Annotated in this window: 19 protein-coding genes; 5 read left to right on the top strand and 14 right to left on the bottom strand. The window is 69.4% G+C overall.

Translation table 11 applies throughout. The annotated features are described in order from the left end of the window. Positions 1–35: 35 nt before the first annotated feature. The gene (locus tag ACFV4K_RS12210) at positions 36–1,220 is read left to right on the top strand and encodes an Ig-like domain-containing protein (RefSeq protein ID WP_379274320.1); all 1,185 of its coding nucleotides are present in this window, start codon (positions 36–38) and stop codon (positions 1,218–1,220) included. A gap of 7 nt (positions 1,221–1,227) precedes the next feature. On the opposite strand, the gene ACFV4K_RS12205 is transcribed toward ACFV4K_RS12210, so the two are convergent. The 12 genes from ACFV4K_RS12205 to ACFV4K_RS12150 all read right to left on the bottom strand — a co-directional run bounded on the left by ACFV4K_RS12205 (position 1,228) and on the right by ACFV4K_RS12150 (position 12,663). Further along, positions 1,228–1,827: a TetR family transcriptional regulator gene (locus tag ACFV4K_RS12205; protein WP_379274318.1), complete on the bottom strand. Its 600-nt coding sequence runs from the start codon at positions 1,825–1,827 to the stop codon at positions 1,228–1,230. A gap of 41 nt (positions 1,828–1,868) precedes the next feature. Next, complete coding sequence (locus tag ACFV4K_RS12200; protein WP_379274317.1) at positions 1,869–3,101, bottom strand: acyl-CoA dehydrogenase family protein; 1,233 nt, start codon at positions 3,099–3,101, stop codon at positions 1,869–1,871. A 406-nt stretch (positions 3,102–3,507) separates the two neighbouring features. Continuing rightward, complete coding sequence (locus tag ACFV4K_RS12195) at positions 3,508–4,551, bottom strand: phosphotransferase family protein (protein WP_379274315.1); 1,044 nt, start codon at positions 4,549–4,551, stop codon at positions 3,508–3,510. After that, a complete protein-coding gene (locus ACFV4K_RS12190) occupies positions 4,551–5,003 on the bottom strand; it encodes a MaoC family dehydratase (RefSeq protein WP_379274313.1) in 453 nt (150 codons plus the stop codon). The genes ACFV4K_RS12195 and ACFV4K_RS12190 overlap by 1 nt, the downstream gene beginning before the upstream one ends. Positions 5,004–5,039: 36 nt before the next feature. Further along, complete coding sequence (fabG, locus tag ACFV4K_RS12185) at positions 5,040–5,801, bottom strand: 3-oxoacyl-ACP reductase FabG (protein ID WP_379274312.1); 762 nt, start codon at positions 5,799–5,801, stop codon at positions 5,040–5,042. Positions 5,802–5,819: 18 nt separating this feature from the next. Further along, positions 5,820–6,803, bottom strand: a complete 984-nt coding sequence (locus ACFV4K_RS12180; RefSeq protein WP_379274310.1) for an NADPH:quinone oxidoreductase family protein — start codon at positions 6,801–6,803, stop codon at positions 5,820–5,822. A gap of 8 nt (positions 6,804–6,811) precedes the next feature. Then, positions 6,812–7,564, bottom strand: a complete 753-nt coding sequence (locus tag ACFV4K_RS12175) for an SDR family oxidoreductase (RefSeq protein ID WP_379274308.1) — start codon at positions 7,562–7,564, stop codon at positions 6,812–6,814. A gap of 227 nt (positions 7,565–7,791) precedes the next feature. Continuing rightward, entirely contained in the window at positions 7,792–8,757 is a 966-nt protein-coding gene (locus tag ACFV4K_RS12170) for an AraC family transcriptional regulator ligand-binding domain-containing protein (RefSeq protein ID WP_379274306.1), read from the bottom strand. A gap of 419 nt (positions 8,758–9,176) precedes the next feature. Continuing rightward, positions 9,177–9,752, bottom strand: coding sequence for a TetR/AcrR family transcriptional regulator (locus tag ACFV4K_RS12165; RefSeq protein ID WP_379274304.1), 576 nt, complete (start codon positions 9,750–9,752; stop codon positions 9,177–9,179). A 151-nt stretch (positions 9,753–9,903) separates the two neighbouring features. Then, the gene (locus ACFV4K_RS12160; protein WP_379274302.1) at positions 9,904–11,457 is read right to left on the bottom strand and encodes a multicopper oxidase family protein; all 1,554 of its coding nucleotides are present in this window, start codon (positions 11,455–11,457) and stop codon (positions 9,904–9,906) included. A gap of 102 nt (positions 11,458–11,559) precedes the next feature. Then, a complete protein-coding gene (locus ACFV4K_RS12155) occupies positions 11,560–11,967 on the bottom strand; it encodes a DUF6153 family protein (RefSeq protein ID WP_379274300.1) in 408 nt (135 codons plus the stop codon). 72 nt (positions 11,968–12,039) lie between these two features. Then, positions 12,040–12,663 (bottom strand): TetR family transcriptional regulator, encoded by a 624-nt coding sequence (locus ACFV4K_RS12150; protein WP_379274298.1) that lies wholly within the window; start codon positions 12,661–12,663, stop codon positions 12,040–12,042. A 115-nt stretch (positions 12,664–12,778) separates the two neighbouring features. On the opposite strand from ACFV4K_RS12150, the gene ACFV4K_RS12145 reads away from it, so the two are divergent. Continuing rightward, a complete protein-coding gene (locus tag ACFV4K_RS12145) occupies positions 12,779–13,561 on the top strand; it encodes an SDR family NAD(P)-dependent oxidoreductase (RefSeq protein ID WP_379274297.1) in 783 nt (260 codons plus the stop codon). A 90-nt stretch (positions 13,562–13,651) separates the two neighbouring features. Here the strand turns inward: ACFV4K_RS12145 and ACFV4K_RS12140 are convergent, their stop codons facing one another. Together ACFV4K_RS12140 and ACFV4K_RS12135 are read right to left on the bottom strand one after the other, a co-directional pair. Further along, on the bottom strand, positions 13,652–14,041 hold the full coding sequence (locus tag ACFV4K_RS12140) for a helix-turn-helix domain-containing protein (RefSeq protein WP_379274295.1): 390 nt from the start codon (positions 14,039–14,041) through the stop codon (positions 13,652–13,654). 208 nt (positions 14,042–14,249) lie between these two features. Beyond that, on the bottom strand, positions 14,250–14,456 hold the full coding sequence (locus tag ACFV4K_RS12135) for a heavy-metal-associated domain-containing protein (protein ID WP_379274294.1): 207 nt from the start codon (positions 14,454–14,456) through the stop codon (positions 14,250–14,252). 195 nt (positions 14,457–14,651) lie between these two features. Here ACFV4K_RS12135 and ACFV4K_RS12130 point away from each other — a divergent pair, with 195 nt between their 5' ends. The 3 genes from ACFV4K_RS12130 (at position 14,652) to ACFV4K_RS12120 (ending at position 16,840) form a co-directional block, all read left to right on the top strand. Beyond that, the gene (locus ACFV4K_RS12130) at positions 14,652–16,046 is read left to right on the top strand and encodes an MFS transporter (RefSeq protein WP_379274292.1); all 1,395 of its coding nucleotides are present in this window, start codon (positions 14,652–14,654) and stop codon (positions 16,044–16,046) included. A 135-nt stretch (positions 16,047–16,181) separates the two neighbouring features. Beyond that, positions 16,182–16,409: a hypothetical protein gene (locus ACFV4K_RS12125; protein ID WP_379274290.1), complete on the top strand. Its 228-nt coding sequence runs from the start codon at positions 16,182–16,184 to the stop codon at positions 16,407–16,409. Positions 16,410–16,531: 122 nt separating this feature from the next. Next, complete coding sequence (locus tag ACFV4K_RS12120; protein ID WP_379274288.1) at positions 16,532–16,840, top strand: hypothetical protein; 309 nt, start codon at positions 16,532–16,534, stop codon at positions 16,838–16,840. Positions 16,841–16,870 lie beyond the last annotated feature (30 nt).

Below are 16,870 nucleotides of genomic sequence, written 5' to 3'. Positions count from 1 at the left end.
TCATGATCATCGGCACCCGGTGAAGGAGGCACGCGATGGCAGTCCGACGCCGTCAATTACTGCTCGGATTCGCCGGAGCGAGCGGGCTGGTACTCGCGGGCTGTGGCCGGGACCATTCGGCGCCGTCCACGCCCGCCAAGATCCATTTCGAGCCCGCGCCGGGGCCGCGGCCGGTGTCGGCCCGCGCGCCCGGCACGGTGACCGTCACCGACGGCACCCTGACCTCGGTGGAATGGCTCGACGAGACCGGCCGCCCGCTGCCCGGCGCGCCGGCCGCCGACCACAAGAGCTGGGTCAGCGCCGAACCGCTCGGCTACGGCCACACGTACACGGTGAAAGCCGTGGCCAAGGGCGAGTCCGGCGACCTCACCGCGACCGCGAATTACACGACGCCCCAGCCCGATCGGATCATCGATGTCTCGCTGCGGTCGGCGAATCAGGTGGAGCTCGCCGAAAACGACACGTACGGCGTCGGTTTCGTGCTCGTCGCGCATTTCACCGAGGCCGTGGACCGCGTGGCCGCCGAAGCCGCGCTGAAAGTCGTGACCACGCCCGCCGTCGCGGGGGCCTGGTACTGGCTCGACGATCGCAACGCGCACTGGCGGCCCGAGCTCTATCACGCCCCCGGCACCCGGATCACGGTGACGGCGGACCTGTTCGGCGTCCCGCTCGGCGACGGCGCGTTCGGCCAACGCGATCAGCGGGTGTCGGTGACCATCGGCGCGGCGCACGTGGCGATCGCCGATGACGACACCAAGATGATCGACGTCTTCGACAACGGAAACCTGGTGCGCTCCATGCCGACGTCGATGGGCAGGGGCGGCAGCGCGGTGGTCGGCGGGCGCACACTGTCGTTCTGGACCCGGCCGGGCACCTACACGGTGCTGGACCGCACGGATCCGGTGATCATGGATTCGGCGTCCTACGGCCTGCCCACCAACACCAGCCTCGGCTACCGGACCACCATCCATCACGCGGTGCGGATCAGCCATGACGGCATCTACGTCCATGAGCTCGCGCAGAGCGTGTGGGCGCAGGGCAATACCAATGTCTCGCACGGCTGCCTCAACATCTCCCCCGACGACGCCACCTGGTTCTTCGACTTCGTCGTCCCCGGTGATGTGGTGGAGGTCCGCAATACCGGCGGCGAACCGCTCGACATCTGGCAGAACGGCGACTGGTCGATCCCGTGGCCGGAGTGGCAGCAGGGCCGGGCGTAGTCCTGACCTAGCGGCGCGCGCCGACGATCCGCAGCGCGAGGTCGACGTAGTAGTCGCCGATCTCCTCGGGCGAGAGCGGCCCGTCGTCGCGGTACCAGCGGGCCAGGTCGATGCCCAGCGACAGCAATGCCACCGCGGCCATGCGCGGATTCGGATTGTCGAACACGCCCGCCGCGACGCCGCGTTCGATGAGCTGCCGCATCTCGGTGTCGATGACGCGGCGGACGTCCTTGATCTCGCGCTGATGCTCGGGGCTCAGGGCGGCGAGCTCGTAGTTCACGACCCGCGCGCCGGTGTGCCCGCGGGCGTGGTCGATGGCGAAATCGCGCATCACCGCGACCAATTGCTCCACCGGGTCGCCGGAGGAAGACAGTGCGTCGCGCAGCCGGGCCAGGGTGTTCTCGTGCCCGGCGCGCGAAACCTGGTAGAGCAGTTCCTCCTTGGACCGGTGGTGCACGTAGATGGCCGCGGTGCTCAATCCGGCGATCGAGGTGATGTCACGGGTGGTGGAGCCGTGGAAGCCGCGCTCGGCGAAGGCGACGATCGCAGCGTCCAGCAGCCGTGCCCGCGTCTCGTCCGCGCGCGAGCGATCCTCTGATCCGGTCACCGGTACAGTCTCGCAGCCACCGGAGAACTTCCGGCGCGCGGCTAGCGGGCGCGCTTTCCCCACTCGGGGTCGCGACGGCGCAGTTCCCACTGGGCGATGGAACGCTTGTGCACCTCGTCGGGTCCGTCGGCCAGGCGCAGGGTGCGCATGTGGGCGTACATGTTGGCGAGCGGGAAGTCGTCGGAGACGCCGGCGCCGCCGTGCACCTGGATGGCGCGGTCGATCACCTTCAGCGCCACATTCGGGGCCGCGACCTTGATGGCGGCGATCTCGGTGCGGGCGGCCTTGTTGCCGACGGTGTCCATCAGGTACGCGGCCTCCAGGGTGAGCAGCCGGGCCATATTGATCTCGATGCGCGCCTCGGCGATCCAGTCCTGGATATTGGCCCGGTTGGCCACCGGCTCGCCGAAGGTGACGCGCGACTGCGCCCGGTCGATCATCAGGTCCAGGGCGCGTTCGGCCATGCCGACGGCGCGCATGCAGTGGTGGATGCGGCCGGGGCCCAGGCGGGCCTGGCTGATCATGAACCCGTCGCCCTCACCGGCGAGCAGGGCGGTGACGGGGACGCGCACGTTCTCGAAGAGCACCTCGGCGTGGCCCTCGCGGTCCTGGTAGCCGAAGACCGGCAGTCCGCGCAGCACGGTGACGCCGGGGGTGTCCATGGGCACGACCATCATCGACTGCTGACGGTGGGTGGGGGCGTCGGGATCGGTCTTGCCCATCACGATCATGACCTTGCAGTTCTTGTGCAGGGCGTTGGAGGTCCACCATTTGCGGCCGTTGAGCACGTACTCGTCGCCGTCGCGTTCCATGCGCAGCTGGATATTGGTGGCGTCGGAGCTGGCGACCGCGGGTTCGGTCATGGCGAACGCCGAGCGGATCTCGCCGTCGAGCAGCGGGCGCAGCCACTGTTCCTGGTGTTCGGGGGTGCCGAACAGGGTCAGCACCTCCATATTGCCGGTGTCGGGGGCGTTGCAGTTGGTGGCCTCGGGCGCGAGAACCACACTGCGGCCCATGATCTCGGCCAGGTGCGCGTACTCCAGGTTGGCCAGTCCCGGGCCCCATTCCGGGTGCGGGTGGAAGAGGTTCCACAGGCCGCGCTTGCGGGCCTCGGCCTTGAGCTCCTCGAGCACCGGCGGATGGAAGTGCGGATCCCCGGATTCCGCCATCTGCGCCTCGTACACCGCTTCGGCCGGATAGACGCGCTCGTCCATGAAGGCGAGCAGCTCGTCCCGGTATCCGCGGGCCCGCTCCGACAGCTCGAACATCGACAACTCCTGATCGTAGGAAGCGCACAGTGTTTACTGACTCGCCAGGAACGTTATCCGAACTTGATTCCGGATTCAAGTACGGCCGCTCGACACGCACTCTTTATTGTGCACCAACAGATTTGGATAATTCCGAATGCGGCTTCAAGTTTGAGATAGGTTACGCCGGACGAGGTGCCGAGCTTGTTCGCCATCGCGCCGTGAACCGCGATGCGGCCTGACCGCTGAGCGGAGACGAAAACGGTGCCGTGACATCGGGTGTCACGGCACCGTCTCGGGCGAAGCGGCCGGTCTCGGATGTACCTAGTCCCCGATTCCGTGCCCCGCCATCGGAAGATCGATCAGGGTGGCGAGCGTCGCGCGGTGACGCCCAGCACTGCCCAGACCGATCTGGTCCGCTTCGGCGCGGCGGTCATCGGCCGATCTCCTTGACGGCGTCGATCCCGGCTTGCAGCAGCGGTTCGACGGCGTCGCCGATGGTGTCGAATCCGGCGCCCACGGTCTGGCCGTGCAGGTAGCGGTAGTGGATGCCTTCGAGGATGGCGGCCAGTTTGAAGGCGGCCAGTCCCTGGTAGAACCCGAAGTTCGCGAGGTCGCGGCCGCTGTGCTCGGCGTAGCGGGCGAGGGTCTCGGCCTCGGTGAGATAGCCGGGGGCGCCGGACATGTCGCCGGGCACGCCCAGATCGCCCAGCCGCTGATACAGGGTCAGCAGGGCGACGTCGGTGAGCGGGTCGCCGACGGTAGCCATCTCCCAGTCGACGACGGCGGCCACTCGGTCCTGGGCGTCGACGAGGACGTTGTCGAGCCGGTAGTCGCCGTGCACGATGCCGTCGGGCGACTGCTCGGGCTGCTCCGCGGCGAGCAGCGCGTAGAGCGCTTCGGCGGCGGGCAGATCGCGGGTGTAGGAGGCGTCGAGCTGCTTCTTCCAGCGGTGCACCTGCCGGGTGAGGAAGCCGCTCGCCTTCCCGAAGTCCCCGAGCCCCACCGATTCCGGGTCGACGCCGTGCAGTGCGGCCAGCGCGTCGACCATGCCCTCGGAGATCACGCGGGTCCGCTCCGGTCCGAGCGCCTCGAGTTCGGCCGCCTCCCGATAGGGCACGCCCGCAACGTTTTCCATGAGATAGAACGGTGCGCCCAGGATGTCGGGGTCGGTGCACAGCACGTAGGTGCGCGGGACCGGGACGGCGGTGTCGGCCAGGGCGCTCATGACCCGGAACTCGCGGCCCATATCGTGCGCGGTGGCCAGCACGTGCCCCAGCGGCGGGCGGCGCAGGATCCATTCGGAGACACCGTCTCCCACCACATAGGTGAGATTGGAGCGGCCGCCGGAGATGAGCCGTCCGGCCAGCGGCCCCGCCGCGAAGCCGGGCCGGGCGCCTTCCAGCCACGTGGCGAGCCGGGTCAGGTCCAGCCCGGGCAGCTCGCCGCCCGCCGGGGCGCTGTTCGGCGCGCTCATCACGGCACCAGCAGGGCGACGTGCTCGGCGACGCAGGCCGGTTTGGCGGAGCCGTCGATTTCCACCGTGACCCGCGCGACCAGTTGCACGCCGGCGTTCGTCGGGGTCAGCGACACCAGTTCGACGCCCGCCCGGACCCGGGAGCCGACCGGCACGGGCGCCGGGAAGCGAACCTTGTTGGCGCCGTAATTGATTCCCATCGACAGCCCCTCGACCGTGTACACGCTGCCGGTGAGCATCGGCAGCAGCGACAGGGTCAGGAAGCCGTGCGCCACGGTCGCCCCGAACGGTCCCGCGGCGGCGCGTTCGGCATCGACGTGGATCCACTGGTGGTCACCGGTGGCGTCGGCGAACAGGTCGATCTGCTGCTGGGTCACGGTATGCCAGTCGCTGTAACCCAGATGGGTGCCGACGGCCTTCTCCAGTTCGGGCAAGCCCTGGAATACCCGCATCGCTCGCGTTCCTTCCGTTCCGATCGTGCCGCGCGGCTAGTTCTTCGGCCCGCCGGCCACGTAGATGACCTGGCCGGACACGAAGCCCGCGCCCTCGCTGACCAGGAACGAGACGGTGTGCGCGATGTCCTCCGGCTTGCCCGACCGCGCCACCGGGATGGTCGCGATCAGGGCCTGGCGGAAGTCCTCGAAGGACATGCCGAGGCGTTCGGCGGTGGCGTGGGTCATCTCGGTCTCGATGAAGCCGGGCGCGATCGCGTTGGCGGTGACGCCGAACTTGCCGAGTTCGAAGGCGAGGGTCTTGGTGAAGCCCTGGATCCCGGCCTTGGCGGCGGAGTAATTGGCCTGGCCGCGATTGCCCAGCGCCGAGGTGCTCGACAGGTTCACGATGCGGCCGAAGCTCTGCTCCACCATGTACTTCTGCACGGCCTTGGTGCACAGGAACGCGCCGCGCAGATGCACGCCCATGACGGCGTCCCAGTCGTCGACGGTCATCTTGTACAGCATGTTGTCGCGGATGATGCCCGCGTTGTTGATCAACACGGTCGGCGCGCCGAGCTCGGCGGCCACCCGTTCCACCGCGGCGGTCACCGACTGCTCGTCGGACACGTCCGCACCGAGGGCGACGGCCCGGCCACCGGCCGCCTCGATCTCGGCGACCACCGGCTTGCAGGCGGATTCGTCCAGATCCAGCACGGCGACGGCCATCCCGTCGGCCGCCAGCCGCCGTGCCACGCCCGCGCCGATGCCGCGCGCGGCCCCGGTAACGATCGCTACCCGCTGTGTTTCGTTGCTCATAGGGTTCTCCCGAGGGGATTAGGGGGTGTGGACGACACGGCCGACGGTCTTGCCGTCGGCCAGGCGCTGAACGCCGTCGGCGAGGTCCGCCAGGGACAGTCGCTCGCTGACCAGGGGCCGGATCGCGCCGTCAGCGGCCAGCCGGGTCAGTTCCCGGTGGCAGTGGGCGACCGCCGCGCGGTCGTGGGTGTTGTAGAGACCCCAGTGCAGTCCGACGATCGAATAATTCTTCACCAGCGCGTGGTTCAGGGCGGCGCTTTGGATCTCACCGCCCGCGAAACCGACCACCAGGATGCGGCCCTCGAACGCGACGCACTTGGTCGACCGCGCGTAGGTGTCGCCGCCGACCGGGTCGTAGACGATGTCCGCGCCGCGATTGTCGGTGGCGGCCTTCACGATCTCGACGAAATCCTGCGTCCTGCGGTCGATCACGATGTCCGCGCCGAGCTCGCGGGCGTACTCCGCCTTCTCCGGACCGCCGACCACGCCGATGACCCGGGCGCCGGCGGCCTTGCCGAGCTGGATGGCGGCGCTGCCGACACCGCCCGCGGCCGCGTGCACCAGGAGGGTCTCCCCCGGACGCAGGGCGGCGCGCCGATGCAGGCCGAACCAGCCGGTCTGATAGCCGATGTACAGGGCCGCCGCCTCGGCGTCGTCGAGATCCGGTGGCGCGGAGAAGGTCTGGTTCGCGTTCATCACGGCGTATTCGGCGAACCCGCCGTGCGGCAGGGCGGTCCCACCCAGTACACGCTCGCCGACGGCGAACCCGGTCACGTCCTCGCCGAGGGCCACCACCTCACCGCACAGCTCGATGCCCGGCGCGAACGGCAACTCCGGCCGCACCTGGTACTGACCGCGGCACATGAGGACATCGGGGAAGTTCGCCGCAGCACCGAGCACCCGCACGACCAGTTGCCCCGGCCCGGCCTCGGGACGGGCGACCGTGTCCAGGCGCATGACCGTCGCGGGCTCGCCCAGTTCGTGGACCCGCCACGCCAGCATGTCCGCCACTAGACGCCGCCGGTGAGGGTGATGCCGCCGTCGACGACGAGCAATTGCCCGGTGAGCCAGGCGGAGTCGGCCGAGAGCAGGAACGCGACCACGCTCGCGATGTCCTCGGGCACGCCCAAGCGCTTGAGCGGGTAGGTGGCCGCGATGGCTTCCTCGCGGCCCTCGTAGAGCGCGGTCGCGAACTTGGTCTTCACCACCGCCGGGGCGACCGCGTTCACCCGGATGTCCGGGCCGAGCTCGACCGCGAGTTCCTGGGTGATGTGGGTGAGCATCGCCTTGCTCGCGCCGTAGAAACCGATCCCGGGCGCGGGCTTGATCCCGGCCACCGAGGAGACGTTCACGACCGCGCCGCCGTGATCCTGCATCCAAGCGCCGTACGCCTGCTGTACCCACGACAGCGCGGCCAGGCAGTTGACCTCGACGATCTTGCGAGCCGCCTCGAGGTCGAGCTGCATCATGGTCCCGTAGACCGGGTTGACGCCGGTGTTGTTGACCAGCAGGTCGGCGCTGCCGAAGGTGTCGACGGCCCGCTTCACCGTCTCGGCCTGATGGGCCACGTCGTCGGCGCGACCGGCCACGGCCAGCGCCTTGTCCGGTCCGCCCAGCGCCGCCACCGCCTCGTCGAGGGCATCCTGCTTGCGGGCGGTGATGACGACCCGCGCGCCCTCGTCCACCAGGCGCTGCGCGATGCCGAGCCCGATCCCGCGGCTCGCGCCGGTGACGATGGCGGTCTTGCCCTCGAATCTGGTCATGTGAGAGTCCTCCGATGGTCGGTGCGGTCCGGCGAGCGGGCAACTTACTAAGCGCTTAGTTCTTCGGACACCATGCTCGAAAAGCCCATCCCGGTCAATACCGGCAGCATCGAACCCTGCGTGTGATCTGTCGCACACGCAGGGTGAAAGTGCAGTTCATACACCGGTTATCAGGCCACTGTTGAAACCTGATTCAGATTCACGACCGTCTGCGCGGCTGCACGCGGCTAGCGGTGCAGCCGCCGGTTCGGCGGCGCGGGCTCCGAACGCGCGAACTGCCCGGGGGTCTGCCCCTTCCAATCGCGGAACGCCGTCGCGAACGCCGACACGCTGGTGTAGCCGAGGCGCGTGGCCACCGTGTCGACGGTGAATCCGGTGGCCAGCAATTCCTCCGCGAGCAGGCCCGTCGTCTCACAGGCCAGTTCCCGGAAGGTGGTGCCCTCGTCGGCCAGGCGGCGACGCAGGGTGCGCACGCTCATGTGCAGGTCGGCGGCGATGGCGGCCTGGTCGATGGCCCGGCCGTGGCGCATGAGCAGGCCGCGCACCTGGCCGGCCAGCCCGACCCGGGCGCGGCGGCGTTCCACGATCTCGGCGCACAGCTGCTCGTACTGGCGGCGCAGCATCGAATTCGCCTGCGGCATAGGGCGTCGCAGGTCGGCGGCGTCGAGGACCAGCACGTCGGCGGGCCGGTCGTAGCCGATATCGCCGATCCCGAGCAGCATGCCGACCGCCTCGTAGACCAGCGCGTAGGGCAGGGTCAGCTCCAGGCGGCGCACCTGGATGTCCCAGTTCAGCAGCTCGCGCTGGATGATGCGCAGCGCCGCCAGGTCGCGTTCGATGGCGAAGCGGCGCAGTCGGGGCGGCACCGGCTCGGTGTCGAGGGTGACCAGCACCCGGTCCTGCGCGTCCGCGATGCCGAATAGGCAGTAGGCGAAGGACAATTCGGCGTGCCGCGCCCACAGCTCGGCCATCTCGCGGACGGTGGAGCAACTGCTCATGGCGATGCCGAGGCCGCCGAGCATGCTCAGATGCACCGAAAACCCGGCCAGCAGGCCCAAACCCGGCTCGTCGCCGGTGGCGTCCAGGATATTCTCGATGAGCCGGAACTCCTGGGCGATTCCTATCTCGATGTCCGGGTCGTCGAGATCTGCCTCGCTGAGCCCCGTCCCGGCCAGGACGGCGGCTCTGGTCATCGCGCGGCTAGTGGCGAACTCGACCAGCACGGCAGCGCTGTGTATCGAACGGACACACCAGGAGTCGTCGAGCATGTCGCAGATGATCTCCCATCCGATCCCCGCGAATGGCCCAATTGAGCAATTCTTCAGCTAATTTTGAGCGACCTCGGGCGTGTCGCCCGCGCGCCCTTCGTCCGGGCCCCGTGTGCCACACGCCACGCGCATCCGTGGCCTGGCCCAAATCCGCAGAGGCGTGGCCCCGCGGTGCACCCCGGACCCGACGACCCCGGCCCTAGCAGACCGGCATCGACGGCCTTGCGCAGCCGTTCCTCACCCGCGCGACGCTCGACATCGGAGATCCGAATGTCGTTGGGGTGCAATGGTTCGTTCACCGCATCGATCCTGCCATTCCGGGCTCCGGCACGCCCGGTTCCCGGTCAGGGGCGGGACGTCAGCGCGCCCATCGTGAGCGCGACCAGCCGGGCGATGCCCGCGTCGTCGCTCGTCTCGGCGGCCGCGCCCAGGGCGTGCAGGCTGTAGGCGGCTAGTTCGGCGGCGGGCACGTCGTCGCGCAGGTCGCCGGAACGCACTCCCTCCTCGACCAATTGACCGATCAATTCGCGAAGCTGGTTGTGCGCGTGGACGACCTGCTCGTCGGGGTGTAGGAAGGCCACCAATTCCCGGTCGTGGCCGCGGCTTTGCCGGGCGATGTGCGCGTAGCTGGTCAGCACCGCCGCCAGCCGCTCCCCCGGCGAGCCCGCACCGTCGCGCACCGCCGCGAGTTCGCGCAGGTGCCCGTCGATCCGGCGCACATGCCAGGTCCGCAGGACGGTCTCGACATCGGAGAAGTACTTGTACAGCGTGGCCCGCCCAATCCCGGCCCGCTCCGCGATCTGCGACATCGTCACCCCGCGCAACCCACGATCGGAGGCCAGCGCACCCGCCGCGTCCAGGATCGCCTCCCGCACCTGACCCCGATGCGCCTCGATCGTCTCGTTCCACAGCTTCGGCACAGCTCGACTATACGTTCTGACCTCCACCTGAACAGTCAGCATTGACCACAGACACCCTGTCTCGATAAATTGGAAAACACCCCGCCGACCTGGAGGTCGAGCGACGCGGCCTCCTGTCCCCGGTCGTGGATCGGCGGCCGGCCACCGATCCTCAGCGCACGTAGGACAGGATGCCCATCATGCCCGCTTCGCCGTGATAGGCGTTGTGGCAGTGCAGCATCCACTGGCCGGGGTTGTCGGCGTCGAAGTCGACTTCCACGGTCTGCATGGGCGTGACGATGGAGGTGTCCTTGCGCGGGCCCGTGCCGTCGCGGTTGACGACCTGGTAGGTGTGGCCGTGCAGGTGCATGGGGTGGAACATCATCGACTGGTTGCGGAAGCGCAGGCGGATGCGCTGCCCCTGGGAGACGTTCAGCATGGCGTGGTCGGGGTATGCCTTGCCATTGATGGTCCAGACGTAGTTCTTCATGTCCGAGCCGAGGGTGACGTCGAGGGTCTGGTCGGGTTGTTTCGGCTGGAGGCGAACGGGTTCGGCGGAGGTCAGGCGGTCCGCGGTGAGCGGTGCGACAGCGAGTTCGGCGGGTTGCGCATCGGCTGGGGGCGGGGTGCCGCCGCCGGTGCGGACCAGCGCGAAGACGCGGCCGGGTTTGCCCTCCGCGGCGGCGACCAGCGGGAAGACGCCGTCGGTCAGTTCGACGATGGCGTCGTAGCGTTCACCCATTCCGATGAGCAGGCTCGCGGTGGTGACGGGCCGCACCGGGTAGCCGTCGGTGTGGGTGACGCGGAGTTGATGCCCGCCCAGCGCGACCCGGAACGCGGTGTCGGCGGCGGCATTGATGATCCGCAGCCGCATGCGCTGGCCGGGCCGGGCGGTGAATACCGTTGGGTCGGTGCCGAGTTTGCCGTTGATCAGGAAGTACGGGTAGGTGACGTCCCCGGCATCGGAGCCGAGCGGCGCGTTGGGATCGGCGGACATGGACATGCCGCCGCCCATGGTCATACCGCCGTGGTTCATGCCGGACCCGCCCATATTCATCCCGGCCATGCCCTTGTCCCGCAGCTGCCGCAACTCCTGGTCGGGGTCGCGGCCGGCGACGCCGTCGAGCCAATCGTCCAGTACCACTACGGCTTCCACGTCGTAGTCCTTGCCGTCGGCTGGGTCCTCCACGATGAGCGGCGCGTACAGGCCGCGGTCGAGCTGGACGCCGACGTGCGGGTGGAAGAAGTAGGTGCCGGGGTCGGGCGCGGTGAACTCGTAGCGGAAGGTCCCGCCGGGCGCGATCGGCGGCTGCGTGACGTCGGGGACGCCGTCCATGTCATTGCGCAGGGCGATGCCGTGCCAGTGCACGGTGGTCGGGGCGGGCAGCGCGTTGGTGACGTCGGCGCGCACCACTTCGCCCTTGGCGACACGGATCTCGGGTCCGGGCACCCGGCCGCCGAAGACCCAGGTCGGCACCCGCACGCCACCCAGGTCGACCACGGTCGGCTCGGCACGCAGGCTCACCTCGCGCACGGCCGCGCCCGCCGCGCGGCGAGCGGCCTCGGCGGCCCGCACAGCCTCGGAGTCCGGTGTCACGAGCCCACGCGCGGGGGCCGGATTCTTCGAGCAGGCGGCCAGCGTCACGGCGGCCGCGGCACCGGCGCCGACGGCGAACAGCCCGCGCCGGGTCAGCGGACGCGCGAGCGGGGAACGGTTGGAGGACATGATTTCTCCCTGAGTTGTCGAGTTCTGGGCGCGCCCGCAGGGGGCGCCGGCCGGGATCGGAAAGTCGGCCGCGCCCCCGATCCGGGCGCGGCGCACGACCTGTCAGATCCGCAGAATGGACAGTTCGGAGAGGGAGAGTGAGGTCCAGGGCGGGGGACGTTCGCGGTGAATCCGCCACGTCGCGAGCGCCGGTGGACGGATATCGCGGGACCTGTCGGTGATCCAGCCCAGGAGAACCAGGCCGATGCCGAGCATCAGCCCGGACAGGACCAGGTAGTCACAGCCGTGCGAGCTCGTGTGCCCGCCGGAATGATCGCCCTGGGGGCCGGGCGCGTGACCCGAAGCCGTCATCGATCCGGCCATCACCACACTCGGCCCGGAGGCCGCGGGCATATCGTGGCCCGCCGAGAAAAAACCGGCGTGCATGGCCGCGATCCCGAGCAGCAGCGCCAGCACACCGAGCAGCCGGACGTATCCGGTCGCTCCCGGCGCAACGCGCTGATCAGCCACGTCACCCATAGTAGTCGCCGACGGACGGCCACCCCCCAGGGGTATTGAACGCCACAGTGCCCGCTGGGGCCGCTACAGCAGGCTGTCGGTGGCCAGCCGGGCCAGGCAGGTATCGAGAACATCGGCGGCGGAACCGGATTCCTCGCCCGCGGCCCACAGTTCGGTGGCCAGCCGCACGGCGGTATTGGCCATGGCCGCGGCCAGCGCCACGTCGAGGTCGTCGGCGGCGCGGCCGGTGCGGGCGGCGATGATCGGGATGAGCTGGGTCTCGCAGTCGTACTGCACTCGCAGCCAGGTCGCGCGCAGCGCCGGGAGCTGGGTGGCGGCCCGCACCAGCGGCCGCAGCCGGTTCTCGACGATGCCCTCGGCGGCCAGCGTGCCCAGGGTCGCGATCCGATAGGACCGGCTCAGCGCCTCACGCAGCGGCAGTTCCGGCGGGCACGCGGCCAGTTCGTCGGCCCAGGCCTGGGTGCCGATGGCCAGCAGTGGCGCGACCACGTCCTCCTTGCCCGCGAAATAGCGGTAGAAGGTGCGCAGGCCCATGCCGGCTGCCGCGGCGATCTCCTCGACCGTGGTTGCGGCGTAACCGTTTTCGATGAACAGGTGCGCCGCCACCGTGGCCACTTCGCGGCGCGTGGCCGCACGGCGGGTCTCGCTCAGGGCCGGTCGCCCGGCACGGTTTCGCTCGCTGCTCACCCGGGAACTGTACCGAGACCGAAAACGTTTCCTGGCGCTGCGTGCCATTTTCGGCATATCGTGTCAGAAACCAGCTTCACCGACGAAGCTGGTTGAACCGATCAGGAAGTGACCCATGAACCGTCTCGAGCAGCGCCGCATTCTGGTTACCGGTGCCGGATCCGGCATCGGCCAGGCCACCGTCCTCCGCCTGCTGTCCGAAGGCGCGGTCGTCGCCGGGGCCGACGTCAATGTCGAGGGCCTGGAACTGACCCGCAAGCGGGCCGCCGAGGCCGGCACCGACGCCCGCTTCACCACGGTCGAGATGAACATCGGCCAGGAGTCCGAGGTCATCGCCGGCGTGCGCACCGCCATCGAGGCGCTGGGCGGCTTGGACGCGCTGGTGAACGCGGCGGGCATGCTGCGCGCGGCCCACACCCACGAGACGTCCCTCGACCTGTGGAACCAGATCATCAATGTCAACCTCACCGGCACCTTCCTGGTGACCCGGGAGGCCCTGCCCGCGCTGCTGGCGAACCCGCGCAGCACGGTCGTCAACTTCAGTTCCACCTCGGCCACCTTCGCGCACCCGTACATGGCCGCGTACTCGGCGAGCAAGGGCGGCGTTCAGACGCTGACCCACGTGCTGGCCCTGGAATACGGCAAGCAGGGTCTACGCGCGGTGAGCGTGGCGCCCGGCGGCATCAAGTCCGGCATCACCGACGCCACCCCCGGCTATCTGCCGCAGGACTCCGACTGGTCGCTGTTCGGCCGCCTGATCGCCATACTGCCGCAGGACAATCCGGAGGAGCTGGCGGGCCCGGAGAACGTGGCCGGCGTCATCGCCATGCTGGTCTCCGACGACGGCCGCTTCATCAGCGGCACCGAGATCCGCATCGACGGCGCGGCGCACACGTAATCACCCGGCGCGCATTCGCTTCGAATACGGCTGGGCCCCGATCGGTGATCCGATCGGGGCCTCGCCACCTCGGCCGGGCGGCCGACACGATCAACTCGCCGCGCCGACCAGTCCGCGCACGATGCCGTCCGCGGTGCCCGACGGCCATTCCAGGGCCGCGTCGAGCTTGGCCAGCAGATCCTCGGCGGGCTCCTCGATCAGGCACCGCTCGATCTGGCTGATCGAACCCGCCGACGGGCCGCCCTTCTTCGCCACATCGGCCTGCGTCCAGCCGTTCTCCTTGCGACGCGCCTTGACCCGCTCGGCCAGCGCCTTGATGTCCGGCTGCCCGGCAGCGGATTCCGAAACCGCGGCCGCGGGCGCGGCAACCTGCTCCACGACCGGCTGCTCCGCGACGGCCACCGGGGCCACCGGCTCGGCGGCGACGGCCGCGTCCCGCTTCACCTGCGCGGCCTCCGGCCGCGTCTTCCCGGAAGTCATCAGTCCCTGCGTAATGAGCCGAGACCGCTTCCGCCTACCCATCTTCCCCATATACCGCTCCTCGATCCGCATCCCAGCCTTCGCTGAAGCACCGGATAGGTTGCCATAAGTTCGCGAGAATCCCTCGCCATCGGCGAATGTCGGCGTGGCAACACGCGAAAACGGCAGATACCGAGGAGTATCTGCCGGTTTCGGGGCGAATGCCAGATCAGTCCGCGAGGGCGTAGCCCGCGTCGGCGACCGCGGCGGCGAGGGCGCCGGACGCGATCGGGGCATCGCTGTCGACGACGACGCGGCCGCTGTCGACGTCCACGTTCACGCCGGTGACGCCGGAGATCTTGCCGACCTCCTCGCTCACGGAGTTCGCGCAGCAGCCGCAGGTCATTCCGGTGACGGTGACGGTGGTGGTGCTCATGACTTGGACTCCTCTTCGCTTGGGACAGCCGGTTCCGGCCGCTCCTTCGTCGCTACCATACCCCCCTATAGTATTTCGTCAACAGGCCGGAGTCGCCTCGGGGCCCGTGGGCCGCATCACACGAACCGGAGTTGCGCATACCCCCTAGGGGTATTACCGTCCCTCCTGTCGAACACCACGAAGAGGAGAATTCCGATGCAATCCGCCCCCATGCTCACCTCCCTCTTCCGCAATCGGGACTATCTGCGACTGTTCACCGCGCAGGTCTCGGGTCTGTTCGGCACCGGATTGACCACCGTCGCACTGGGTTTGCTGGCCTACGATCTGGCGGGCGGCGCGGCCGCGGCGGTGCTGGGGACCGCGCTCACCATCAAGATGCTGATGTACGTGACCGTCGCGCCGGTGGTGGCCGCGTACGCGCATCGCCTGCCCCGCCGTGGTTTTCTGACCGGACTGCACCTGGTGCGCGCCGCCGTCGTGCTGGCACTGCCGTTCATCGATCAGATCTGGCAGATCTACGTCCTGATCGCGATCCTGCAAACCGCCTCGGCCGCATACACACCCACCTATCAGGCGGTCATCCCCGACATCCTGCCCAACGAGCGCGAGTACACCCGCGCGCTGTCGGCGGCGCAGCTGGCCGCCACCATGGAGACGCTGCTGAGCCCCATGCTCGCCGCGGCCGCCCTGACCGTCATGAGCTTCCACTGGCTGTTCGTGGGCACCGCGATCGGCTTCGCGGTCTCGGCGGTCCTGGTGCTGACCACCCGGATCCCGAACTCGACTGCCACCGGCGGTGATTCGTTCCGGGAGCGGATCACCGCCGGGGTGCGGATCTTCGTCGCCACCCCGCGGCTGCGCGGACTGCTCGGACTGAATCTGGTCGTCGCGGCGGCCGGTTCGGTGATCATGGTCGATACCGTCAACTACGTCCGCGACACCCTCGGCGGCACCCAGTCCGGCGTGGCGATGCTGTTGGCGGCCAACGGTTTCGGCACCATGCTGGTGGCGCTGTCGCTCCCCCGCGTGCTGGATCGGATCGGCGCGCGCCCGGTCATGCTGACCGGCGCGGCCACCCTGCTGACCGGCCTGGCCGCCACCATCGCGCTGTCACTGGCCGACGCGGGTGACTGGCGATGGGTTGCGGCCCTGGCGGTGTGGGCCACCGTGGGCGCGGGCACCGCGGCCATCCTGACCCCCACCGGTCAGGTGCTGCGTCGCTCCTCGCGGGCGTCGGATCGTCCCGCGCTGTTCGCGGCCCAGTTCTCGCTCTCGCACCTGGCGTGGCTGCTGACCTACCCGGTCACCGGATTACTCACCACCACAACGGGATTCACCGTCACCTGGGTGACCCTGGCGGCGCTGGCGACGGCGGGCACCACCGTGGCGGCGCGGATGTGGCCGCGCGAGGATCCGGAGGTGATCACCCACCTGCACCCGGTCGGCAGCATCGATCCGGAGCGGCTGGGCGACGCGGAACTGCGGGCCGACGGCTTCTACGTCCACACCCACCCGTACGTGATCGACGCCGATCACCTGCGGTGGCCGGTCCGGACGCGACGCGGACTGGAGGTTCCGACCGCGGCCTGAGGCCGGACGGCCGACGGCAGGCACCCGCCCCGGGTGCCTGCCGTTTTGTATTGCCCTCCGGACCGACACTGGCGAGTGCGAGCACAGAAGAGGGTCGCCCGATCGGGGTTTACGCCCGGTTCGCGCCTGCCTAGCGTGGAGTGGGTCGGCAGGTCGCACCGATGGGCGGCCAAGATCGGGGCCCGCGTGTCGTCCGGCGCGCGCACCCCGGCGGTGGGTGTGACCGTGTGGGCGCGGCGCGGCGGGCTCGGCGACGCGGTCACCTGGCTCGTTCTCGACGAACCGGCGACCTTGCGGAAGTACCGCAGCACCTCGGACACGCCCTTGACAGCGGCCGAACTGGACGCCGCGGGCCGCCGCTGAACCCGACCCCACGGCCAGAATCCGCCAACCACGCCGACTAGCGGCGGCGGATGATCGTATTCGCCCGGCCATCAGGCAGACTCGGAGCCGATAAACCGAACCTTGCTTCGAGGAGTAACCGTATGCGCAAAATCCTGCCCGCTTCCCTCCTGGCCGCCAGCGCCATCGGCGCGATGCTCGTCCTCCCCGCCGGCACCGCCAGCGCGCTGTCCCCCGCCTGCCAGACCGCCGGCGACATCTACAACAGCTACGGCTCGCTGGGCCCGAGCCCGCAGCAGCGTCGCGAGGTCGCCGACCGCCTGCGCGCCATCGAGGCCTCGGGCGACGAGCGCACCGCCATCGACAACTTCGCCAACGCCCTCGCCAACGGCGACGTGTCCCAGATCAGCACCATGGGCGTCCTGCTCAACGGCATCTGCGGCCGGGGCTAGTCCTCCGCAGTCCGCAGCACACTTCGGGCC

It is taken from the genome of Nocardia sp. NPDC059764, from assembly GCF_042732555.1.
In the GTDB taxonomy this organism is placed as follows: domain Bacteria; phylum Actinomycetota; class Actinomycetes; order Mycobacteriales; family Mycobacteriaceae; genus Nocardia.
The sequence above is the reverse complement of the archived record's forward strand: the minus strand, read 5'-3'. Positions and strand labels throughout refer to the sequence as shown.

What these genes read in the sequence shown, in the direction of transcription:
- ACFV4K_RS12210 (WP_379274320.1), top strand. Translation starts at nt 36, where the DNA reads ATGGCAGTCCGACGCCGTCAATTACTGCTCGGATTCGCCGGAGCGAGC.
- ACFV4K_RS12175 (WP_379274308.1), bottom strand. Translation starts at nt 7,564, where the DNA reads ATGACCAGATTCGAGGGCAAGACCGCCATCGTCACCGGCGCGAGCCGC.
- ACFV4K_RS12145 (WP_379274297.1), top strand. Translation starts at nt 12,779, where the DNA reads ATGAACCGTCTCGAGCAGCGCCGCATTCTGGTTACCGGTGCCGGATCC.
- ACFV4K_RS12190 (WP_379274313.1), bottom strand. Translation starts at nt 5,003, where the DNA reads ATGCGGGTATTCCAGGGCTTGCCCGAACTGGAGAAGGCCGTCGGCACC.
- ACFV4K_RS12135 (WP_379274294.1), bottom strand. Translation starts at nt 14,456, where the DNA reads ATGAGCACCACCACCGTCACCGTCACCGGAATGACCTGCGGCTGCTGC.
- ACFV4K_RS12140 (WP_379274295.1), bottom strand. Translation starts at nt 14,041, where the DNA reads ATGACTTCCGGGAAGACGCGGCCGGAGGCCGCGCAGGTGAAGCGGGAC.
- ACFV4K_RS12170 (WP_379274306.1), bottom strand. Translation starts at nt 8,757, where the DNA reads ATGACCAGAGCCGCCGTCCTGGCCGGGACGGGGCTCAGCGAGGCAGAT.
- ACFV4K_RS12195 (WP_379274315.1), bottom strand. Translation starts at nt 4,551, where the DNA reads ATGAGCGCGCCGAACAGCGCCCCGGCGGGCGGCGAGCTGCCCGGGCTG.
- ACFV4K_RS12130 (WP_379274292.1), top strand. Translation starts at nt 14,652, where the DNA reads ATGCAATCCGCCCCCATGCTCACCTCCCTCTTCCGCAATCGGGACTAT.
- ACFV4K_RS12120 (WP_379274288.1), top strand. Translation starts at nt 16,532, where the DNA reads ATGCGCAAAATCCTGCCCGCTTCCCTCCTGGCCGCCAGCGCCATCGGC.
- ACFV4K_RS12180 (WP_379274310.1), bottom strand. Translation starts at nt 6,803, where the DNA reads ATGCTGGCGTGGCGGGTCCACGAACTGGGCGAGCCCGCGACGGTCATG.
- ACFV4K_RS12160 (WP_379274302.1), bottom strand. Translation starts at nt 11,457, where the DNA reads ATGTCCTCCAACCGTTCCCCGCTCGCGCGTCCGCTGACCCGGCGCGGG.
- fabG (WP_379274312.1), bottom strand. Translation starts at nt 5,801, where the DNA reads ATGAGCAACGAAACACAGCGGGTAGCGATCGTTACCGGGGCCGCGCGC.